17 protein-coding genes, 1 tRNA gene and 2 pseudogenes are annotated in these 21,780 nt (G+C 67.8%); 16 read left to right on the forward strand and 4 right to left on the reverse strand.

What is annotated here, in order from left to right:
* Window positions 1-26: 26 nt before the first annotated feature.
* The 3 genes and pseudogenes from ABD858_RS22275 to ABD858_RS22285 form a co-directional block, all read left to right on the forward strand.
* Window positions 27-1,238: pseudogene (locus tag ABD858_RS22275) on the forward strand (transposase); the annotation flags it as partial.
* A gap of 897 nt (window positions 1,239-2,135) precedes the next feature.
* Window positions 2,136-2,909, forward strand: a complete 774-nt coding sequence (locus ABD858_RS22280; protein ID WP_345040388.1) for a hypothetical protein — start codon at window positions 2,136-2,138, stop codon at window positions 2,907-2,909.
* Between the two features lie 275 nt (window positions 2,910-3,184).
* Window positions 3,185-3,553 carry a hypothetical protein gene (locus tag ABD858_RS22285; protein ID WP_345040391.1) on the forward strand — a complete coding sequence of 123 codons (369 nt, stop codon included), beginning with the start codon at window positions 3,185-3,187 and terminating at the stop codon, window positions 3,551-3,553.
* A gap of 14 nt (window positions 3,554-3,567) precedes the next feature.
* Here ABD858_RS22285 and ABD858_RS22290 read toward each other — a convergent pair.
* A pseudogene (locus ABD858_RS22290) lies at window positions 3,568-4,101 on the reverse strand (IS5 family transposase); the annotation flags it as partial.
* Between the two features lie 372 nt (window positions 4,102-4,473).
* Between ABD858_RS22290 and ABD858_RS22295 the strand changes: the two are divergent.
* Window positions 4,474-4,761, forward strand: coding sequence for a hypothetical protein (locus tag ABD858_RS22295; protein WP_345040394.1), 288 nt, complete (start codon window positions 4,474-4,476; stop codon window positions 4,759-4,761).
* Window positions 4,762-4,863: 102 nt separating this feature from the next.
* Here the strand turns inward: ABD858_RS22295 and ABD858_RS22300 are convergent, their stop codons facing one another.
* Complete coding sequence (locus ABD858_RS22300) at window positions 4,864-5,811, reverse strand: hypothetical protein (protein ID WP_345040396.1); 948 nt, start codon at window positions 5,809-5,811, stop codon at window positions 4,864-4,866.
* A gap of 290 nt (window positions 5,812-6,101) precedes the next feature.
* Here ABD858_RS22300 and ABD858_RS22305 point away from each other — a divergent pair, with 290 nt between their 5' ends.
* Entirely contained in the window at window positions 6,102-6,290 is a 189-nt protein-coding gene (locus tag ABD858_RS22305) for a hypothetical protein (protein WP_345040398.1), read from the forward strand.
* Window positions 6,291-6,377: 87 nt separating this feature from the next.
* Here the strand turns inward: ABD858_RS22305 and ABD858_RS22310 are convergent, their stop codons facing one another.
* Window positions 6,378-7,205, reverse strand: coding sequence for a hypothetical protein (locus ABD858_RS22310; RefSeq protein WP_345040400.1), 828 nt, complete (start codon window positions 7,203-7,205; stop codon window positions 6,378-6,380).
* Between the two features lie 141 nt (window positions 7,206-7,346).
* Here ABD858_RS22310 and ABD858_RS22315 point away from each other — a divergent pair, with 141 nt between their 5' ends.
* Entirely contained in the window at window positions 7,347-7,904 is a 558-nt protein-coding gene (locus tag ABD858_RS22315) for a hypothetical protein (RefSeq protein ID WP_345040402.1), read from the forward strand.
* Window positions 7,905-8,056: 152 nt separating this feature from the next.
* Here the strand turns inward: ABD858_RS22315 and ABD858_RS22320 are convergent.
* Window positions 8,057-8,128: transfer RNA gene (locus tag ABD858_RS22320), tRNA-Arg, on the reverse strand.
* A gap of 155 nt (window positions 8,129-8,283) precedes the next feature.
* On the opposite strand from ABD858_RS22320, the gene ABD858_RS22325 reads away from it, so the two are divergent.
* The 10 genes from ABD858_RS22325 (at window position 8,284) to ABD858_RS22370 (ending at window position 21,748) form a co-directional block, all read left to right on the forward strand.
* Complete coding sequence (locus tag ABD858_RS22325; RefSeq protein ID WP_345040404.1) at window positions 8,284-8,727, forward strand: response regulator; 444 nt, start codon at window positions 8,284-8,286, stop codon at window positions 8,725-8,727.
* A 55-nt stretch (window positions 8,728-8,782) separates the two neighbouring features.
* A complete protein-coding gene (gene nrtL, locus ABD858_RS22330) occupies window positions 8,783-9,757 on the forward strand; it encodes an ArgS-related anticodon-binding protein NrtL (protein ID WP_345040406.1) in 975 nt (324 codons plus the stop codon).
* Window positions 9,758-9,778: 21 nt separating this feature from the next.
* Window positions 9,779-11,170, forward strand: a complete 1,392-nt coding sequence (gene lysA / locus ABD858_RS22335; protein WP_345040408.1) for a diaminopimelate decarboxylase — start codon at window positions 9,779-9,781, stop codon at window positions 11,168-11,170.
* Between the two features lie 98 nt (window positions 11,171-11,268).
* A complete protein-coding gene (locus ABD858_RS22340) occupies window positions 11,269-12,558 on the forward strand; it encodes a homoserine dehydrogenase (RefSeq protein WP_345044775.1) in 1,290 nt (429 codons plus the stop codon).
* Window positions 12,559-12,564: 6 nt separating this feature from the next.
* On the forward strand, window positions 12,565-13,626 hold the full coding sequence (gene thrC, locus ABD858_RS22345) for a threonine synthase (RefSeq protein ID WP_345040410.1): 1,062 nt from the start codon (window positions 12,565-12,567) through the stop codon (window positions 13,624-13,626).
* A gap of 239 nt (window positions 13,627-13,865) precedes the next feature.
* Window positions 13,866-14,783, forward strand: a complete 918-nt coding sequence (thrB, locus tag ABD858_RS22350; RefSeq protein WP_345040412.1) for a homoserine kinase — start codon at window positions 13,866-13,868, stop codon at window positions 14,781-14,783.
* A 397-nt stretch (window positions 14,784-15,180) separates the two neighbouring features.
* Window positions 15,181-17,160, forward strand: coding sequence for a transcription termination factor Rho (rho, locus tag ABD858_RS22355; RefSeq protein ID WP_345040414.1), 1,980 nt, complete (start codon window positions 15,181-15,183; stop codon window positions 17,158-17,160).
* Window positions 17,161-17,458: 298 nt separating this feature from the next.
* Complete coding sequence (locus tag ABD858_RS22360; protein WP_345040416.1) at window positions 17,459-19,162, forward strand: trypsin-like serine protease; 1,704 nt, start codon at window positions 17,459-17,461, stop codon at window positions 19,160-19,162.
* 109 nt (window positions 19,163-19,271) lie between these two features.
* On the forward strand, window positions 19,272-20,534 hold the full coding sequence (locus ABD858_RS22365) for an FG-GAP-like repeat-containing protein (protein WP_345040418.1): 1,263 nt from the start codon (window positions 19,272-19,274) through the stop codon (window positions 20,532-20,534).
* 116 nt (window positions 20,535-20,650) lie between these two features.
* Complete coding sequence (locus ABD858_RS22370; protein WP_345040420.1) at window positions 20,651-21,748, forward strand: LCP family protein; 1,098 nt, start codon at window positions 20,651-20,653, stop codon at window positions 21,746-21,748.
* Window positions 21,749-21,780: the final 32 nt, after the last annotated feature.

The raw sequence follows: 21,780 nt of genomic DNA on the forward strand, positions 1-21,780 counted from the left end.
CGTACGCCCAGGTTGGTTGAACGGGTGAGGCGGTGCGCGAGGTGGTGAAGGCCACCGGTGTCCTCAGGGGCAAGCAGCGGCGGGCGCTGGACTCCACGGTGCTGGACGACGCAGTCGCCACCCAGGACACCGTCACCCAACTCATCGCCGCCGTCCGTGCGGTAATCCGCGAGGTACCGGGAGCTGACCAGGTGGCAGCCGTGCAGTGCACCGCGCATGACTACAGCGACCCGGGCAAACCAAGGATCGCCTGGAACGACGAGCAGGCCCGTGCTGCCCTCGTTGACGCCCTGGTCGGTGACGCGCTCAGGCTGCTCGGGCATCTGCCCGAGCAGGAGCTGGGCGAGAAGGCCGCGAATGCCGTCGGCATCCTGGCCCTGGTCGCAGGTCAAGACGTCGAACCCGCCGAGGACTCCGACGGCCGCGACGGGCGCTGGCGCATCACCCGTGGCACCGCGCAGGACCGGATGGTCTCCACCGTCGACCCCGAGGCCCGGCACATCCACAAAACCCGCACCCACCAGCAGGACGGCTACAAGGCCCACCTGGCCATCGAGCCCGAGACCGGGTTATACACCGCCGTCGCCCTGCGGCCCGGAAGCGGCCCAGAGCACCACGAGGCCACCGTCGGCCTGGACCTTCTCGCCGAGGAGGACGGGCCGGTGGACGCCTTCGGCGACACCGCCTACTCCGCCGGCGAGGCCCGCCAGGCCCTCGAGGACGCAGGGCACCGGCTGTTCCTCAAACCCGCCCCGCTACGGGCGGCCGTCCCCGGCGGCTTCACCCTGGACGACTTCGCCATCGGCACCGCCGCCGCCACGGTGACCTGCCCCGCCGGACACGCGGTCCCCCTGTCGGACCCCGGCGGACAGCACCACCAGCGCAAGGCGGCCTTCGGGAAACTCTGCACCGGATGTCCCCTGCGCGAGCGGTGCACCAAGGCCAAGGCCGGCCGCATCCTGACCATCCGCCCACACCACGACCTGCTCGCAGCCGCCCGCCGCCAGGCCGCTACCGATCCCGACTGGCAAGCCGACTACCGCCGCTGGAGACCACCGGTCGAACGCGCCGGCGCCTGGCTCGTCCACCACGGCAACCGCAAACTCCGCTACCGCGGCACCATCGCCAATGACACCTGGCTCCACACCCGAGCCGCCGCCCTCAACCTCCGCCGGCTGATCAACCTCGGACTCACCCGCGCTGGCAGCACCTGGACGATCAGCCCGGCCACCGCATAAACCGAGGGGCCGCCCGGCCTACGGCCGGACAGCCCCTCAGCAAGATCTTCATGAGTCTTCTAAGGGGGATCGGTGACTGACTCATAGCCCCAAGCTGGCATCCCTTGATCTACCTCAACAGATCGAGAACCCCACGAACCAGGCCCGAGCAAAGGCCGCCAATGGCTGCCAAGAGCACGTCTCGACGACGCATCTTCCGCCCGCTCGTTCGCTTCCGCCCCTTGCTCATCCCTGCACCTTCACTTCCACGTGTGGCTGCACTAGCAGCGCGCTGCCGCAGTCGGCCCGCTCAGTCCATTGAGCGGTACCCCGAAGAGTGGGTTGCGAGTTAGTGCCACAAGTGCTTTGAGATGAAGCAAAGTTGCTGGTCAGCCGCGCGAAGTTCCAGTAGCCTCACCGCTTCGGGACAGAGCATGCCACTTCGTGACAGCGGGGGGATGAGGATCCGTGGGACGACGAGGGTCTAAAGGCGTGGACATGCCAACGGAGGAAGTGGTTCCTCCCGGGCCGGCGCGTCAAGTTCTATCCGACTTACACAAGCTCTACTATCTCGCAGGCACTCCGGGGCTTCGGGAAATTAGCTCCGGTATCGCAGGGATGGATCTGCCTGCAATGCTAAATAGAAACCTAGTGTCGGACATACTTTCCGGCAAGAAGCAGCCCAATGCGCTGCAATTGAGCAGTCTGGTCCGATTCTTTGCTGGTCGGGCCATAAATGGCCCGAACCCCGAAGTGGAGAGCAATCGCCTGGTCTCGATATTACTGGACGCAAGTTTCGCACCCGAGCATGCGACAGAAGAAGAGTCGCCCAGCGCATCCATCGAGACAGCGCTACGCGAAGCCAGCTCCCGAGGCGCAGCGGAGCCACTCATTAGAGTGTGCGCCGACAAATCACCTGTGACCGTCCTCCTCGCACTCAAGGAGATAAGCCAGAGGAAGTGGCATCGCTTTCTCCGGCAAGTCGAGGACTCTCTCGCTGAAACTTTTACACCAGCGAACATTCCTGCCCTGGTCGCCGAATTGCGCCTCGCAAAAGGGCACACATGGGTCGCCGAGAGAACTCTCTCGCGCTTCGGAGCCCTACGAAGCGTCGAAGACGTCGCGGAAACTATGCGACTCCTGTGTGCTGTTGGCAGCACCGGAGACGCCTCGACGGTGCTGCACGCCTTCCTACGCTTCAAGAAGCCTAGTGATGCAGCGAGGCTTTACGAACTCCTCCTGAGGCTCCACATAGCTCCCTGGCGCCTCCGAGATAATCGCCACCGAGAGAATTCGTTCACGTCCGGAGTTGCCGAATTTGCGCTGTTGCTCAATACTGCAGTTGACACTGAAGATACAGCAATGGCTGTGCGTCATCGGCTGGGCGTGGCACTCGGAGGGATCGAATCATCCATCGAATGCTTCCGAGTTTGCGCGCAGATACTCGAAATCGGCAACGACGAACTAGCCGAGGCTCTCGCCGTAATGGTCCTATCCCAGTCTGAGAGGACTCGCTCCGATTTGGAAATATTTCTCTCCTCGGAGACGCCAACGGATCACGAGAAGGGTGCCATGTGCACACTGATCGCGAGAGAGAATGTTCGGATTAAGGTTGAATTCAATGCCGCGAGAGAAGAGCTGACGCTGAGCAAGATGTTTGGCATTGTAGAGGGGCCCCGGCACTTGCCCTAGCCGATTCAGTCCTCCGCGGGTCGCGGGTGAGAGGCGTCCAGAGCCACAATGCCAGCCGTAGCGTCGCCGTCGTGCGTCAGGTGCGGTTCATCTGCCTGAGGGGGGATGAACCGGGTGCGGTAGTGCTGGAGATCAATCTCCGAGAAGTGATGTCCTGGCCCGGCTACCTTGAGTGCTCAGGTCCACAGACTGCCCGACGCGCCGGAAACTTACGGGTCATGATCACTTGCGCCAAAGCAGCTCCGCCGTCTTGTGCGTGCCCGTAGAGTGCGGCCATGGCTATCCCTCGCGAGCCCAACGGCCGCCCCCTGACCTTCTATAGCTTGAGTCTCGACGCCGCCGTCTCGTACGCCCGCGAGGCTCTTACTGAAGGGCTGAATGTCGCGATCAAAGACTGGGATCTGCGCGACACGATCACGTACAGCAGCTTTCAGGAGTCGCAGACGCTGGTGAAGTACTGGGCCGTGGAGATCTCCGACAAGGACAGTGCGATGGGCTATCGATCGACGTCCGCTCATCACGTCATTCAAGCCGTCGAGCAGATGTCGCCCGAGGAGTACGGTGCGCTACATGCTGAGGATCTTGTGGCATTCTGCCGCGAGTACTACAGCAAGATCGGCGAGAAGTCGGTCAGCGGCGACTGACAGGGTCCATCACTGCCGCTCTGCCCGGCGACCTGGTCCAGCAGGGCGATGCCGGCGGTGTTCTCGTGCGCGGAGGCCGCGAGCACGACGACAGCGACGACGAGCCCCAACACGTCCACGGCCAGGCATCTCTTCCTGCCCGGCACCCTTTTCGCGGCATCCCGGCCCGTCGTCGTGGCCGGGACTCCGACGGCCACGTGGATGCTCTGCGTGTCCAGGACCACCAGGCTCGGGTCGGCTAATCGTTTCCGCTTCTCCCGCAGCTGCCAGCGCAGCAGATCGTGAATGTCCTGGTCGGTGCCCTCGTCGCGCCAGAGGTAGAAGTAGTACTTCACCGTTCCGGGCGGGGGCATGTCATGGGGCAGGAACTCCCACTGACAGCCCGTGCGGTTCTGGTAGAGGATCGCGTTCACGATCTCCCGCATCGCGTACTTCCCCTGATGCCCGCTGACTGACGGATGCCGGGCCTTCCATGCCGTGATCACGGGTTCGACGAGCTCCCACTGCTCATCGGTGAGATCGCTCGGGTACGGCTTGCGCATGCTCATGCTCATGCCATAACCCAAGCGAACCCCGAACTCCTGACCGGCAGCGATGCCCCAACGTCACACCATCGAGCGATGACAAGACCGACGAAACGCCACATCCCGCTCTCTCAGGAGGAGAACAGCTAGAGCACCGCACGCTGAAGGCGGCGGGGGCTCTCGCGAGAATCCCGCCGCCCGTATGCTTTCGGCCCCTCGCTTGTCAGTCCCGAGCCGTAGAGTCGCTCGATGTCCTGTCCTATCTAAGGTGAGCTGTTGGCGGCCCCGTGACCAGGGCAGAGCAGTTTCGCTGAGACTGGTCTGATGCAGTGTGTGTCATCCGACCTGCTCCGTTCTGCGAGATCTCCGGCCCTGTCCTCGGGAACCTGCTCCGACTTGCGGGTGTGGCGGCCGTCCGGCGCCGCGGCGACGGTGCCGCTGGCCTCGGAGGTCTGGGCGTATCTGGCCTTCCCCCGGGAGACCTCGCCGCTTCCGGTTTCCGGCACGCTGCCGGACGGTGTCCTCCGCGACGACTATCCGCTGCCGCCGCACCCGATGTGCACGTTCCGGCCGGACAAGCGGGTGTTCCTGGACACGCTGGCGAGGCTGCCCGCCGTTCGCCAGCTGTGGCTGCGCGAGCTCTACGACCGGGTGCGGAAGGAGCGGAACGCCTTCCTGGGCTAGGCCGCGGGAAGCAGATGGGCCAGCTACACGTCACCTGGCCGTAGATATGCGAGAACTGGGCCTAGTCACCTGACGCAGCCGCAGGCCGTGTGCCGCCTGCGGTCAGCTCTTCCTCTTGCGTAGTTCGTTCTGCAGGAAGGTGATCTCTTTGAGGCATCTGTCGAGGCCTTTCTCACCAAGACTGCCGTGGACCACCTGGTAACGGTGCGGCTCGTAGCGCTCTCGCGGAGCCGTCGGCTGGCTGAAGATGCTGGCCTCCTCAGACTTGGGGCGAGCGAGCCGGAGCAGCCCGAAGGAGCAGAGGCGGCGCCGGGCGTCCTCGTAGGCGTCCCGGCGCAGACCGAAGCTTTTGCGCACATCCCCGTAGAGGAAGTTCCCCTCGTCGTCGTGCTTGCCGGGAAAGTGCTGGCTTAGGGCTTGGAAGATGAGCCAGGTGGCGATCTCGGCTGGGTGGAGCACCTGGATCCAGCCGTTCAGGAAGAAGCCGGCAGGCACGCGGAACGCTTGGCCTCGCTCCACCTTGGGCACGCTGTAGTGGTCTGGTGTCTGTAGTCGGCCGCGGCCGCTCTCCGTCATCAGAGAGAACGCGTCGTAGATCCGATGGCCGTTGTCCTTCGTCGGGATGTCGACGAGGGCCTGGTGCCGGTCGGCTCCCAGCTTCTCCAGCGTGCGCAGCGCGCCCTGGACCTGCCGCAAGCGCAGCGTCTCCAGGTCCCTGTCCTGCTTGGTGTCGCTGCGCATGTACTTGCCGCTCTCGCCGTCGTACGCCCCGTCGATGGCCACGAAGTCGGCCCAGCCGCGCCGTCCCGCGATCGGACGGCCGCCGGTCCACTCCTCGCCCACGTCTAGGCGGCACCGGGCCTCGAAGAGCGCCAGGAGGTAGAAGCGCATCGCGATCCCGCGGGGGTTGAGGAGCCCCGCCATGGGCGGTGGGGGCTCCTTGCTGCTGAAGAGGGAGTGCCGAATCGCGATGGACTTGGGCTGCTTGCTGGCCTCCCAGAGCTCCCGCAGCGCCTCCGAGGCGGCGTCGACCTGCCCCCCTTTCTTCATCTCGTTCAGGCGGCGGTGCCTGCGCACAAGCGCATCGAGTTCTCCTGGCATCGTTTCCCCCCAACGCTTTGAACCCAACGTTTTAACCCGCATAAAAGATTACTCTTAGTTATCACCTTAAGATGCGGGTCAAAGCGTTGATCGCCATCTGCTGAGGGGCCTTCAGGCGCCCTCACACTGGAAATCCGCCCGAGAGGTTCGGGCGGTAGCGGCCAGCCGTTCGCCGGAACGCGAACGGCCCCGGGGGCAACCGGGGCCGCTTCAGCTCTCACGCGGATGGGATCCACGTAGTGACAACAGTAAGGCGCAGTGCAAGCGACGTCGACACCCCCAGCCCGGAGCCTCTGCCCCAGCGGTGGGGGCTGATCCTGACCGCCGCCGCCATGGCGGGGCTCGTCGGCTTCATGGCCGGCGGCCCGATAGCCGCTCTTGTCGCGGCCTCCGGGGCCGTGGGGCTGCTCCACAAGGTGATGGCGTAGCGGTCGGGGCTGGGTCCAGCCGGTCGATCCGTCGATCGACTGGTTGGACCCGTTGCCCCTAGCAGGGGCAACTGCCGCTGACGTGTGTCAGTCGCCAGGGGCGGCCACCGGAACGATGCGCAGCAGGGCAGCCACCATGGCGATCATCGTCTCCGCCTCGGCGCGGGTGTAAGTGAACGCCTTGGTGATCGCGTCCTTGTGCATTGCGCCGCTGGCCTGGTCCTCCAGTGCCGCGCGAATCCACGACCACCGTTCGTCCCGAAGGCGCTCACGGGCCTGCTTGTTGCCCGGCCAGGACCATGCGCTGATGTCCCGGATGCGCTCCAGGGCTCGGCGGGCCTCAAGGATGGCGCCGTCGACGTCGTTGTTCCCAAGGCGGCGTTGCGCGTCCAGCAGGTACTGGGTGGCTTCCTGGCGAGGCTCGTCATCGGCGGGGAAGGGGATGGACATCTCCACGGCGAGGGTGTCGCCGAGCCCTTGGAGCTGCTGGCGCCACCGGCTCTCCGCGACATCGAGGTACAGGACGGCCGGCGGGCAGCCCGGGTGCCCGGTCGCCTGAGGCAGCACGGCACGCACCTCGACCTCCAGGCGCAGATCGCCGGAGCGGTGCTCTTCCAGGGCACGGAGCTGTGCGCTGGTGAGTACGTACTGCAGGTGTGGCCGCGTGAGCTCGCCCTGCCGGAACGGAACCGTGATCGCGGACGAGCCGAGCCAGCCGCGGTGACCGTTGCCGTAGGGTGCGTACAGATCGGTCTCCAGGTGCAGCACCCGTCCCGCCTCGGCGGCCGCCGGGGCCTTCACCTCCAACTGCAGGCGCAGGCTGTGTGTGCCAAGCGCCTTGAGGATCATCAGGCTGTTGTCCCGGTGTCCGATGGCTATAGACCCGATCGGTTCATCGAAGCGCAGCTCGTCCATCGCGTCGTGCCTCCTGGTGGTTCGCGTACTCTCGCCGATTCTCACTCCCGCCCCCCGGCCGGGGCCCCTGGTTTCCGCAGTTCGTTACAAGATCCAGTGGGAGTCGTAGCCATGCGAGAGCTGGGCCTATACGCCCACATCTTGGATGCGCAGGATGATGCGGCTGTTCTCCTGCGGAAGTTGCATGATTCGAATTGGATCAGCTTGCGACGAACCGACGCCATGGATACTGAGCTGGCTGACGCTCGGCCAGAGAAGTGGATGAGCTTGACGGAGACCAGCGCCTCCTACGCTGAGTCGTTCGGACCGCTGGTCCTGGATCACTCGCGGCTCGATCACTGTGTTTTGGGCAGCGACGACGACGCCACCCGGAATGATCAGGTCTTTGCCGCGCTGTTTCCAGGAGCGGACAGGGCAACCTGCCGGAAGAACCACATCCGTGATGCCATGCACGCGGCGACAGCGATTCGCTACGGCGGTCGAGCGTTCATCACTCACGAGCGCAAGCTGCGCAACAAATCCGATCAGATAGCGGAGCTGTTCCACGGCTTCCGTATCTGGTCACCCGATGACGCGCTGGCCGAGGCGTCCCGCGGCATCGCTGGCGTTCGTGAGCTGTACCGGCGAGAGCCGGAGCGCGGATCCCTGCCCGAGTGGCCGACCGATGAAGATCTTGGCACCGGCCGAGGAGCAGTCTGACACCAGCCGGATCGTGTGTGGGGCTCTATCGCAGGTCTATCGCGATCAGTGCGCATCAACGCCGAAGAGCCGGACTCAGTGGGACTGGGTCCGGCTCTTCGATCACGGCACTGTCGCAGGTCAGCGGGTTGATCACGCTGCTCGATGCGAAGTGCCCCCGGCAGGATTCGAACCTGCGCACACGGCTCCGGAGGCCGTTGCTCTATCCCCTGAGCTACGGGGGCGCTGTCGCTGCTCTCTGCGGCGACGGGTAGAACCCTACCAGCTCCGATGGGGTGCCTGTGAACAGGTATTTGCGTGAGCGTGGCCGGATCCCCCGGAGAGGGGGGAAGTGGGGAAAACCCGGACGCGGTCGTGGCCGCGGATCTAACCTCGAGTTGTGTCGGGCGCGTCCGGCCGGGTCCTGGTTGTGGACGACAACAAGGTCATCCGGCAGTTGATCAGGGTCAACCTTGAGCTGGAGGGCTTCGAGGTCGTGACCGCGGGCGACGGTGCCGAGTGTCTGGACGTCGTGCACCGGGTGTCTCCCGATGTGATCACGCTGGATGTGGTGATGCCGCGGCTCGACGGGGTGCGTACCGCCGCCCGGCTGCGGTCGGATCCGCGGACGCGGCATCTGCCGCTGGCGCTCGTCAGCGCGTGCACGACGCACGAGGTGGAGAGCGGGTTCGCCGCGGGGGTGAACGCGTTTCTGGCGAAGCCCTTCGAGCCGACCGAGCTGGTGCGGCTGGTGCGGCGGCTGATGGCGCGGGAGCGGTCGGCTCCGGGTGGGGGAGGGCGGCAGGGCGCCGAGGCCGGGCGGGCGGGGGGTACGTGCGGGTGACCGCATGGCGAAACCGGTTCGCGAAGGACCCCCCCTTTCCCCATACGCTTGTCCCGTGACCCCCGCAGAGCTCTCCCGTACCGTGCTGCACGCAGTGCGCCGCGCGGTCGGCGAGGGCGTGCTGGATGCTCCCGTGCCCGAGCGGGTCGTGGTGGAGCGGTCCAGGCCGGGTGGGCTCGGGGACTATGCGAGCGGGGTGGCGCTGAAGCTGGCCGGGCCCGCGGGGCGGCCCCCGCGAGAGGTCGCCGAGCTGCTGCGTACGAAGATCGCAGGTGCGCCCGGGGTCGACCGGGTGGAGATCACCGGGCCCGGGTTTCTGAATTTCGTACTGGCCAGGGAGTCGGACGGCCGGCTGGTACGGGCCGTGCTGGCGCAGGGGATGCGGTACGGGCACGGGGACGCGCTCGCCGGTACGTACGTGAGGTTCGCGCCGGGTGCGGAGCTCCGGGCGCGGATCGTCACCGAGGCCGTGGTCGCGTTGCTGCGTACGCAAGGGGCCGACGCCGAGATCGCGGAGAACGGGGACACCGGGGAAGAAGTACGGGTCGTGCCGGCTCCCCGGGACGGCGTGGCGCTGGACGCCGACGCCCTTCGCTGGGCGCTGCTGCGCGCCGCCGCCCATGACCGGCCGCAGGCCGACGGCCGGCTTCTGGTGCAGTCCGAGAGCAATCCGCTCTTCAAGGTGCGGTATGCCTACGCCCGTACCAGGGCCCTCGCCAGGAATGCGCACGACCTCGGGTTCGCGGCCGCGTACGAGCAGGAGATCGACGCCCCGGACCTGCTCGCCGCCCTTCGCGATCACCCCGCCGTCCTGGAGGCCGCTGCCCGGCACCGGGCGCCCGACCGGCCGGCCCGGCATCTCGAAGTCGTCGCCGACGCCTTCCTCGCCTTCCAGCACACCGTGCTGCCCATCGGGGACGAGAAACCCTCGGCCGCCCACCGTTCCCGGCTCGCCCTCGCCGAAGCCGCCGGGACGGTGCTGGCCGGCGGCCTGTCCCTGCTCGGCGTCAGCGCACCCGAACACCTCTGAAAATCCGAGGAAGCGAAGAAGATGAGCCGTTCCGCACACCCCGCCGGGCCCCGTCACGCCGATGTCCTTCCCGAGGGGCACTACACCGCCCCGCCCGCCGACCTCAACGTCCTCGACGAGAAGGTCTGGTCGAGGACGGTCGCGAGGAACGAGGACGGTGTCGTGACCGTCGGCGGGATCGAAGTCACCCGGCTGGCCGACGAGTTCGGCACCCCCGCCTACTTCCTCGACGAGACCGACTTCCGCGCCCGCTGCCGCGCCTGGGCCGATGCCTTCGGCAAGGACGCGGATGTGTTCTACGCCGGGAAGGCCTTTCTCTCCCGGGCAGTCGTGCGCTGGCTGAGGGAAGAGGGGCTGAACCTCGACGTCTGCTCCGGCGGAGAGCTGGCGATCGCTCTCGACGCCGGGATGCCGGCCGACCGCATCGCCTTCCACGGCAACAACAAGTCCGTGGCGGAGATCGAGCGGGCGGTCAAGGCCGGTGTCGGCCGGATCGTGCTGGACTCCTTCCAGGAGATCGTCCGGGTCGCGCACATCGCCCAGGACCTCGGCACGCGTCAGCGTGTTCAGATCCGCGTCACCGTGGGCGTCGAGGCCCACACCCACGAGTTCATCGCCACGGCGCACGAGGACCAGAAGTTCGGGCTGGCGCTGGCCGGCGGCCAGGCCGCGGAGGCCGTCCGCCGTGCGATCCGGCTCGACGGGCTGGAGCTCATCGGTATCCACAGCCACATCGGCTCGCAGATCTTCGACATGGCCGGGTTCGAGGTCGCGGCCCGCCGGGTCGTGTCCCTGCTGGCGGAGATCAGGGACGAGCACGGCGTCGAGCTGCCGGAGATCGACCTCGGTGGCGGTCTCGGTATCGCCTACACGTCGGACGACGATCCGCGCGAGCCGCACGAGATCGCGAAGGCGCTCACCGACATCGTCACCCGTGAGTGTGAAGCCGCGGGGCTGGCGACGCCGCGTATCTCCGTCGAGCCGGGGCGGGCCATCGTCGGCCCGACGGCCTTCACCCTCTACGAGGTCGGCACCGTCAAGCCGCTGGAGGGGCTGCGTACCTACGTGAGCGTGGACGGCGGCATGTCGGACAACATCCGTACGGCGCTGTACGACGCCGAGTACAGCGTCGCCCTCGTCTCGCGCACCTCGGACGCCGAGCCGATGCTCTCGCGTGTCGTCGGCAAGCACTGCGAGAGCGGCGACATCGTGGTCAAGGACGCGTTCCTCCCCGCGGACCTGGCGCCCGGCGATCTGATCGCCGTGCCGGCCACCGGGGCGTACTGCCGTGCCATGGCCAGCAACTACAACCACGCACTTCGCCCGCCCGTCGTCGCCGTGCGCGACGGTGAGGCGCGGGTGATCGTCCGGCGCGAGACGGAGGAGGATCTCCTGCGTCTGGATGTCGGGTAATGAAAGAAATGTCTCAGGATCCGGACGGGACGCAGGAAGTCCCGTCCGGTGAGTGAGACTGTCCAAACCGTATGAAGTACAAGAAACGAGGTCGGATGATGCGTACGCGTCCGCTGAAGGTGGCGCTGCTGGGCTGTGGAGTGGTCGGCTCAGAGGTGGCGCGCATCATGACGACGCACGCCGACGACCTCACGGCGAGGATCGGTGCCCCGGTGGAGCTCGCCGGCGTCGCCGTCCGCCGCCCGTCCAAGGTGCGCGAGGGTATCGACCCGTCGCTGATCACCACCGACGCCACGGCGCTCGTCAAACGCGGTGACATCGACGTCGTCGTCGAGGTCATCGGCGGCATCGAGCCCGCCCGCACCCTCATCACCACCGCCTTCGAGCACGGCGCCTCCGTCGTCTCCGCCAACAAGGCGCTGCTCGCCCAGGACGGCGCGGCCCTCCACGCCGCAGCCGGCCGGCACGGCCGGGACCTGTACTACGAGGCCGCCGTGGCCGGCGCCATCCCGCTGATCCGCCCGCTGCGCGAGTCCCTCGCCGGCGACAAGATCAACCGGGTGATGGGCATCGTCAACGGCACCACCAACTTCATCCTCGACAAGATGGACTCCACCGGCGCCGGCTACCAGGAGGCGCTGGACGAGGCCACCGCGCTCGGTTACGCCGAGGCCGACCCGACCGCCGACGTCGAGGGGTTCGACGCCGCCGCCAAGGCCGCGATCCTGGCCGGTATCGCCTTCCACACCCGGGTGCGCCTCGACGACGTCTACCGCGAGGGCATGACCGAGGTCACTGCGGCCGACTTCGCCTCCGCGAAGGGGATGGGCTGCACCATCAAGCTGCTCGCCATCTGCGAGCGCGCCGCCGACGGCCGGTCGGTCACCGCGCGGGTCCACCCGGCGATGATCCCGCTCAGCCACCCGCTCGCCTCTGTCCGCGAGGCGTACAACGCGGTCTTCGTCGAGTCGGAGGCCTCGGGCCGGCTGATGTTCTACGGTCCGGGCGCGGGCGGCGCGCCGACCGCCTCCGCCGTCCTCGGCGACCTGGTCGCGGTCTGCCGCAACAAGCTCGCGGGCGTCACCGGTCCCGGCGAGTCCGCGTACAGCCGGCTGCCCGTGTCCTCCATGGGCGAGGTCGTCACGCGGTACCACATCAGTCTCGACGTGGCCGACAAGCCGGGTGTACTCGCCCAGTGCGCGACGGTCTTCGCCGAGCACGGCGTATCCATCGACACGGTGCGCCAGACGGGCAAGGGTGGCGAGGCCTCCCTTGTCGTCGTCACCCATCGCGCGACCGACGCTGCCCTGTCGGGCACCGTCGAGGCGCTGCGCCAGCTCGACACCGTGCACGGTGTCGCCAGCATCATGCGGGTTGAAGGAGAGTAAGCAGCCATGACCACACACCAGTGGCGGGGAATCATCGAGGAGTATCGCGACCGGCTTCCGGTGACGGACACGACGCCGGTGGTCACGCTCCGCGAGGGCGGTACGCCGCTCGTGCCCGCGCAGGTGCTCTCCGAGCGCACGGGCTGCGAGGTCCACCTCAAGGTCGAGGGTGCCAACCCCACCGGTTCCTTCAAGGACCGCGGTATGACCATGGCCATCTCCAAGGCCAAGGAGGAGGGTGCCAAGGCGGTCATCTGCGCCTCCACCGGCAACACTTCCGCTTCCGCCGCCGCGTACGCGGTACGGGCCGGAATGGTCTGCGCCGTTCTGGTGCCCCAGGGTAAGATCGCGTTCGGCAAGATGGGCCAGGCGCTGGTGCACGGCGCCCGTATCCTCCAGGTCGACGGCAACTTCGACGACTGCCTGACGCTTGCCCGTTCGCTGTCCGAGAACTACCCGGTGGCGCTGGTTAATTCGGTTAACCCGGTGCGTATCGAGGGCCAGAAGACCGCGGCGTTCGAGATCGTCGACATGCTCGGCGACGCGCCCGACATCCATGTGCTGCCCGTCGGCAACGCCGGCAACATCACGGCGTACTGGAAGGGTTACACCGAATACGCGGCCGACGGCGTCTCCACGAAGAGGCCGCGCATGTGGGGCTTCCAGGCTTCCGGTTCCGCGCCGATCGTGCGCGGCGAGGTCGTCAAGGACCCGTCGACCATCGCCACCGCGATCCGTATCGGCAACCCGGCGTCCTGGCAGTACGCGTTGGCCGCGCGGGACGAATCGGGCGGCCTCATCGACGAGGTGACGGACCGCCAGATCCTCTCCGCCTACCGGCTGTTGGCCGCCCAGGAGGGCGTCTTCGTGGAGCCCGCCTCCGCCGCGTCCGTCGCCGGCCTGCTCAAGGCGGCCGAGCTGGGCAAGGTCGACCCGGGCCAGCGGATCGTCTGCACGGTCACCGGAAACGGCCTCAAGGACCCGGACTGGGCGGTCGCCGGAGCGCCCCAGCCGGTCACGGTGCCGGTCGACGCGGCTGCCGCCGCGCAGCGCCTCGGCCTCGTGTAAACGGCGTAAACCGCTTCACCTCCGCACATGGGGGCACAGGGGGCTCGCGACACGCATCGTGCGCCTCCTGTGCGCCCTATGTCGACACAGAACCTTCCTTCGATAGGCTGTACTCAACCCGCCCGCCGCATATGCCGCGGTGATGCTGTCTTCGAGGACCCCTGGTCCGTGGACGCCTTCGGGAATTCCGTCAGTCAGCCGTAGAACCAAGCAGTAAAAACCAAGGAGTCATCAGAGCGATGGCCGGTCCCGCGTTCCGCGCCGCCGCCGTACGGGTGCGCGTTCCCGCCACCAGCGCCAACCTCGGTCCGGGCTTCGACGCCCTGGGCCTGTCGCTGGGGCTCTATGACGACGTGGTCGTCCGCGTCGCCGATTCCGGCCTGCACATCGACATCGCGGGCGAGGGCGCCGAGACGCTCCCCCGCGACGAGAGCCATCTGCTCGTACGCTCCATGCGCACGGCCTTCGACCTGCTCGGCGGGCAGCCGCGTGGCCTCGAGGTCGTCTGCGCCAACCGCATTCCGCACGGCCGCGGCCTCGGTTCCTCCTCCGCCGCCATCTGCGCCGGCATAGTCGCCGCCCGCGCGGTGACCATAGGCGCCGACAGCAGGCTCGACGACGCCGCGCTGCTGGAGCTCGCCACCGAGATCGAGGGCCACCCCGACAATGTGGCCGCCTGTCTGCTCGGCGGCTTCACCCTCGCGTGGACCGAGGCGGGCTCGGCCCGCGCGATCAGAATGGATCCCGCGGACTCCGTCGTTCCGGTGGTCTTCGTGCCGGGCAAGCCGGTACTGACGGAGACCGCGCGCGGCCTGCTGCCGCGTACGGTCCCGCATGTGGACGCCGCCACCAACGCCGGACGGGCGGGACTGCTCGTGGAGGCTCTGACCCGGCGCCCCGAGCTGCTGCTGCCGGCCACCGAGGACCGGCTGCACCAGGAATACCGCGCTCCCGCGATGCCGGAGAGCGTGGCTCTGGTCAACCGTCTGCGCGCGGACGGCGTCCCCGCGGTCATCAGCGGCGCCGGCCCGACGGTGCTCGCGCTGACCGACGACAGCACCGCCGACAAGGTCGCGCGACTGGCGGGCGAGGGATGGGCGGCAAACCGGCTCACTCTGGACGCCGCGGGGGCGAGTGTGCTGCCGCTCGGTTCGTAGCGCACGAAAGGCCGACACGGATTGTCGGTGAACGAGAGGGGGAATGTTTGTTGGATCCGGTAGTGTTAATCTCAATGCCACCGAGGTCAATGTGGCTCGGTGCTCTGTGTCCCCATCAGGGACCGCCTTTCTTCCGAGAGCCTCCCCGACTGCCTGAGCAGCCTGCCTGAGCAGTTTCGAGCACGCTCCGGAACCGGCACGACACCCCACGCTTTTCCCAGGAGGGGCCGAGTTGGGGGACTCGGGCCGGACGCTTGTACATACATCTCTCCGCCACACCCGGCGGACACCCGCCCCGACTCCGGTCCACGGTCCGAAAGACCACGGTCCGCGGTCGGACAGCACAACCGGTCGCCGAGCCAGACAGGCCGACGTCCGCTCCAGGGAAGGACCCTTCGTGAGCGACACCACCGATCTGATGGGCGTGACTGCCGACACCAGTGTCGACAGCGCCGCGCCCGCCGCAGGTGCTGCCACTGGCACCACCTCACGGCGCCGCCGCTCCGGCACCGGCCTCGAGGGCATGGTCCTGGCCGAGCTGCAGCAGGTCGCGTCCGGCCTCGGCATCAGGGGCACCGCGCGGATGCGCAAGAGCCAGCTGATCGAGGTCATCAAGGAGGCGCAGGCCGCGGGCGGCTCGTCCGCGCCGAAGACCGCCGAGGCGGGCAGCGGCCAGGCCGAGACCAAGCCGAAGCGCCGTGCCACCTCCAAGGCCCGTACGAGTGAGCAGCCGGCCGCCGAGAAGGCGGTGGCCCCGCAGCAGATCGACATCCCGGGCCAGCCGGCCAGCGACGACCAGCCGGCCGGTGAGCGCCGCCGTCGCCGGGCGACCGCCGCCGCGGGCAGCCCCGAGACCGCCTCCGTGGCCACCGAGGTCAAGGCCGAGCCCAAGACCGAGGTGCGGACCGAGGCGCCCGCCGAGGCCAAGGCCGAGGCCGCCGCCGACACCGCCGAGGGCCGTCGTGACCGCAGGGACCGCGGTGAGCGCGGCGAGCGCGGTGACCGCCGCGACCGTCAGCGCGACCGCCGGGACCGCGGCAAGGGCGAGGAGCAGGGCGGCCAGCGTCAGCAGCAGGGCGCCCAGCAGCAGGGCCAGAGCCAGCGCCAGGGCGGCTCCCGCGCCGAGGAGGAGCTGGACGACTTCGAGGGCGGCCGTCGTGGCCGTCGTGGCCGGTACCGCGACCGTCGTGGCCGTCGTGGCCGTGACGAGTTCGGCGCCGAGCCGCAGCTGGCCGAGGACGACGTCCTGATCCCCGTCGCGGGCATCCTGGACATCCTCGACAACTACGCGTTCATCCGGACCTCCGGCTACCTCCCGGGCCCGAACGACGTGTACGTCTCGCTCGCCCAGGTCCGCAAGAACGGCCTGCGCAAGGGTGACCACGTCACCGGTGCCGTCCGCCAGCCGAAGGAAGGCGAGCGTCGCGAGAAGTTCAACGCGCTCGTCCGCCTGGACTCCGTCAACGGCATGGCGCCCGAATCCGGCCGTGGCCGCCCGGAGTTCAACAAGCTCACCCCGCTCTACCCGCAGGACCGGCTCCGCCTGGAGACCGAGCAGGGTGCGCTGTCGACCCGGATCATCGACCTCGTGTCGCCGATCGGCAAGGGCCAGCGCGGTCTGATCGTGGCCCCGCCGAAGACCGGCAAGACCATGATCCTGCAGGCGATCGCCAACGCGATCACCCACAACAACCCCGAGTGCCACCTGATGGTCGTCCTCGTCGACGAGCGTCCGGAAGAGGTCACCGACATGCAGCGGTCGGTCAAGGGCGAGGTCATCTCCTCGACCTTCGACCGCCCGGCCGAGGACCACACCACGGTCGCCGAGCTGGCCATCGAGCGTGCCAAGCGTCTCGTCGAGCTGGGTCACGACGTGGTCGTCCTGCTGGACTCCATCACCCGTCTGGGCCGTGCGTACAACCTCGCGGCTCCCGCCTCCGGCCGCATCCTGTCCGGTGGTGTCGACTCGACCGCGCTGTACCCGCCGAAGCGCTTCTTCGGTGCCGCGCGCAACATCGAGGACGGCGGCTCGCTGACCATCCTGGCCACCGCGCTGGTCGAGACCGGCTCGCGCATGGACGAGGTGATCTTCGAGGAGTTCAAGGGCACCGGCAACATGGAGCTCAAGCTCGACCGGAAGCTCGCCGACAAGCGCATCTTCCCGGCCGTGGACGTGGACGCCTCCGGCACCCGCAAGGAGGAGATCCTCCTCAACGGCGAGGAGCTGGGCATCGTCTGGAAGCTGCGCCGGGTGCTGCACGCGCTCGACCAGCAGCAGGCGATCGAGCTGCTCCTCGACAAGATGAAGCAGACCAAGTCCAACGCGGAGTTCCTGCTGCAGATCCAGAAGACGACTCCGGCGCCGAACAACGACTGAGCCTCGGCAGGCCGTTGTTGACGGTTCTTTGTCGGAAGTGCGCCCCGTTACGCAAGTGACGGGGCGCACTTCTGCCTTGTAGGATCAATGTGCCAAGGTGGGGGGGAACACACTTGCGTGCGCCCGTCGTATGTCCGTGAGCGCGAACTTTCGCTGCCCTTGCGCGGGCGCCTCTTCTTACTCTCTCCCTCTCCTTCGAGCTTTCCATCGACAGGAGCTGTGAGTGTCATCTTCTCGGCAGAGGGCTAGAATTGCCCTCCCAGCGGCATTTGCCGCGATAGCGCTGGGCGGCGCGACCATGGTCGCCGCCCCCGCGCAGGCGTACACGGCGCCGCAGTTGCACGACAACCAGCAGAGCAAGCCGGTCGCGTCCGACGCGGACCTTGCCGCGCGGGCCTCGGCCTGGCTCAAGGCGGAGGGTGAGCCCGGCACCGCCGAGTCGCCCAAGACGTCGGCCGACACGTCCACTTCCGGCACCCAGTCCACGGACACGCCGGACAAGATGATCATAGGTGGGTCCAACGCCCCTTACGGCGAGGCGCCCTGGATGACCCAGCTGTACGGGGTCGACCCGGCCACCGGCCAGGGCTTCTTCTGCGGCGGTGCGCTGATCGCCCCGGCGAAGGTTCTCACCGCCGCCCACTGCGTGGACGGCGCGAACTGGCCGGCGGACGGTCTCGTCGTCGCCGGTGCGACCACGCTGCTGTCCGCGGGACCCGACTTCCACGGTGGCAAGCCCGCCAGGGTGACGCGCCAGTGGGTGCACCCGTCGTACGACCACGACGTCCTGAACGATGTGGCCGTGCTGACGCTGGACCGCCCGCTGCCGTTCAAGACGCTGCAGACGGTGACGCCCACCGACACGGCCTCGTACACGCCGGGCACGACCGGTGTCGTCTACGGATGGGGCCGCACCAGCGGTACGCCCGGTTCGGGCATCTCGACCTATCTGAAGAAGGCCTCGCTGCCGGTTCAGGACGACTCGAAGTGCACCAGCTTCCCGGTCGGGCAGCAGTACTTCGTCAAGGGTTCGATGTTCTGTGCCGGCACCCCGGCCGGCGGCACCGACGACACCACGGTCTCGCCGTGCAACGGCGACTCCGGCGGCCCGCTCATCGTCAACGGCCGTATCGCCGGTGTGGTGTCGTGGGGGGTGAACAACTGCATCGAGAACGGCGCGTACCCGGTCTTCTCGAAGGTCAGTACCTTCGCCGGCAAGATCAACCAACGCGCGGACGACGCGAACTTCACCGACGACAACAAGGCCGACCTGTTCGCTCGTAACAAGAGCACGAAGAACGCCGTCGTCTTCCCGTCGCGCGGCACTTCGCTGGGATCCGCGATCACCTTCGGTGACTACAGCAACGTCAGCCTGTGGCGGCAGACCGACCTCGACCGGGACGGCTCCGAGGACGAGGTCTTTCGCACGCTGAACGGCGACATGTACTGGTTCCGCTGGAAGTACAACGAGTCGACGAACCAGTACGACCCCGTCGAGACCCGCATCGGCACCGGCTGGGGCAAGGTCAAGACGATCGTCTTCCCGGGCGACGTCACCGGTGACGGCTTCGCCGACATGCTCTCCGTGGACTACGCGGGCATCCTGTGGACGTACCCCGGCAAGGGCAACGGCACCTGGGGCACGCGCATGCAGGGCGGCTCCGGCTGGGGCAGCTACGTCGTGGTCGGCAAGGGAGACTTCAGCGGCGACGGCAAGGCGGACATGCTGGTCCGCGACACCGCGGGGCGTCTGTGGATGTACCTCGGCCGCGGTGTCGCCACCGCGCCGTTCAGCAACCAGCGCGTCCAGGTCGGCTCCGGCTGGAACTTCACCGCCTACGCCGCCCCCGGTGACGTGACCGGCGACGGCGCCGCCGATCTGGTGGTCCGCGACTCCGCGGGTTCGCTGTACCTGTACCCGAGCCGCAACTCCGCCACGGTGCCCTTCAAGGACCGTGTGAAGATCGGCTCCGGCTGGAACTCGTACGACATGATCGGCTGATACGCGTCAAAAGCTGTGCCCACCACCGCACTTCGGGTGGTGGGCACAACCATTTTCCCTGCGCATCCGTCCCCATGACGACTCATCAAAGACGACGATTGGTCAGCGCATGACGATTTTCAGGAAGCTGCCCGCGGCGGCGATCTCGATGGGGGCCCTGGCAGCAGGCCTGCTCGCACCCACGTCCGCGCACGCGATCGTGGGGGGCGCGGAGGCGCAGTCGGACGTGCCATGGATGGTGCAGTTCCATGTCACCGAGAAGGCCACCGGCAAGAAGCACGTCTGCGCCGGTGCGGCGGTGACCTCGCGCAAGGTGGTGACTGCGGCGAGCTGTCTGGGCAGCCCGGCCGCTCATACGGTGAAGATGGCCGCCGGCCTCAACCGGCTCCTCACGGACGCGGAGCTGACCGGTTACCCCACGGACTCCGCGCCGTGGTCCCTTCCGGTGACCCCCTGCACGGGGGACGAGGGAGGTCCGCTGGTCGTCGGAGGCCGGCTCGTGGGCATCTACTCGCACGGTGCCAAGGACTGTGTGGCCAAGGACGGGCACGCGGCCTTCACCAAGGCGAGTGCGTTCATGGGCGAGATCAACGCCCGGGTCAACGACGCGAATCTCAGCCAGGACGACAAGGCCGATCTCTTCGCGATGACGCCCCAGGGCCGTCGCTACACGTACTACAGCACCGGAGCCGGGCTCGCCGCCCCGAAGCAGCTCCCCACCCTCGCAAAGCCGTACACCCGTTTCCGGCAGGCCGACCTCGATCGCGACGGGAACCAGGACTACGTCTACCGGACCTCCGACGGCTCGCTGTACTGGGAGCACTGCGTCTGCCTCTTTGACGGGAGCGGAATCATCAGCGACTGGTACACCACCAAGATCGGCAGCGGGTGGAACTCCATGCGGTCCATCACGGTCCCCGGCGACCTCACCGGCGACGGCAAGCCCGACCTGGTCGCCGTCGACGGCTACGGCGTCCAGTGGACCTACCCCGGCAAGGGGAACGGGTATCTCGGGACCCGTATCAAAACCGCCACCGGCTGGGGCGGGTACACCGTCTTCGGCAGCGGCGACTACAGCAATGACGGCAAGGCGGACCTGCTGACCCGCGACAGCGCGGGCAGGCTCTGGCTGCACAAGGGCCGCGGCTCCGCGACCCAGCCGTTCGCCACTCGTGTCCAGGTCGGCACGGGCTGGAACTTCACGGCGTACGTCGCCACGGGTGACACCACCGGTGACGGCAAGGCCGACATCTTCGTCCGCGACTCCTCCGGGACCCTCTGGTGTTACCCGGGCAGGGGCAGCGCGACGGAGCCGTTCAGGACCCGGTTCAAGGTCGGCACCGGCTGGAACGCGTACAGCCTGCTCGGCTGACCGGCCACACCCCTTACCGCCGTGCCCGCCGGGTGCGGTGGTCATAGCCTTGTATACAACCCTTTCGAATGAATGGCCGTCTTACAGGTGTCAGGGCCGTAGGACCGAGGATCAGGATGACCGAGCAGGGTAGGGGCCGAATACCCGGCGGTGGGAGCCGCAGCAGGGTCCGCCGGGCCGTGACCGCCGTCGTGTGGACCGCAGCGGTTGCCGTGCTCGTCTCGGGCATCGGCCTCGGCTACGTCTACGTCAAGCTCGACAACAATCTCCAGGGCGTCGACATCGACACCCAGCTCGGGACCGACCGCCCCAAGAACCTCGGCAACGGATCCCTCGACGTCCTCGTCCTCGGCTCCGACTCCCGCTCCGGCGCGAACGCCGAGTACGGCAGGGACGAGGGCACCGCCCGCTCCGACACCGCGATGGTGCTCCACGTCTACCGGGGCCATCGCAGGGCGACCGTCGTCTCCATCCCCCGCGACACCCTGATCACCCGCCCCGACTGCAGCGACAAGGACGGAAGGACGGTCCCCGGCGCGCGGCGGGTCATGTTCAACACCGCGTACGAGACCGGCGGCCCGGCCTGCGCCGTGAAAACCGTCGAGGCGATGTCCGGCATCCGCATGGACCACTACATCGAGGTCGACTTCACCGGCTTCAAGAAGATCGTCGACAAGCTCGGCGGCGTCGAGATCACCACCAGCCGGCCGATCGACGACGACAAGAGCCATCTGAACCTCCCGCCGGGCACCCACACCCTCGACGGCGAGCAGGCACTCGGTCTCGTACGCACCCGCAAGAGCGTCGGCGACGGCAGCGACCTCGGCCGTATCCAGCTCCAGCAGGCATTCGTCAAGGCGCTGATCGAACGGATCAAGGACGTCGGCGTCCTCGCCGGTCCCACGAAGATCTACGGCCTGGCGGAGACCACCACCGAGGCGATCACTCCCGACTCCGGGCTCGACTCGGTCAACGAACTGATCGGCTTCGCCAGGGGCCTCTCCCACCTCGATGCCGGCGATGTGCACATGGTGACGCTCCCGGTCCGGTACGACACCGCCGACCCCAATCGCGTCGTCCCGGTGGAGCGCCGGTCCGCCGAGGTCTGGGACGCACTCCGACGCGATCTGCCGGTCCCGGCCTCCGCCACCGAGGACACCGCGAAGGGCCGGGCCGGCAGCCTCGTCACCAGCGGTCCGGCCGGGCAGGAATAGTTCGCCCCCCACCCCGGTTTTGGGAGATACGG

Source organism: Streptomyces sannanensis (assembly GCF_039536205.1).
Classification (GTDB): Bacteria; Actinomycetota; Actinomycetes; order Streptomycetales; family Streptomycetaceae; genus Streptomyces; species Streptomyces sannanensis.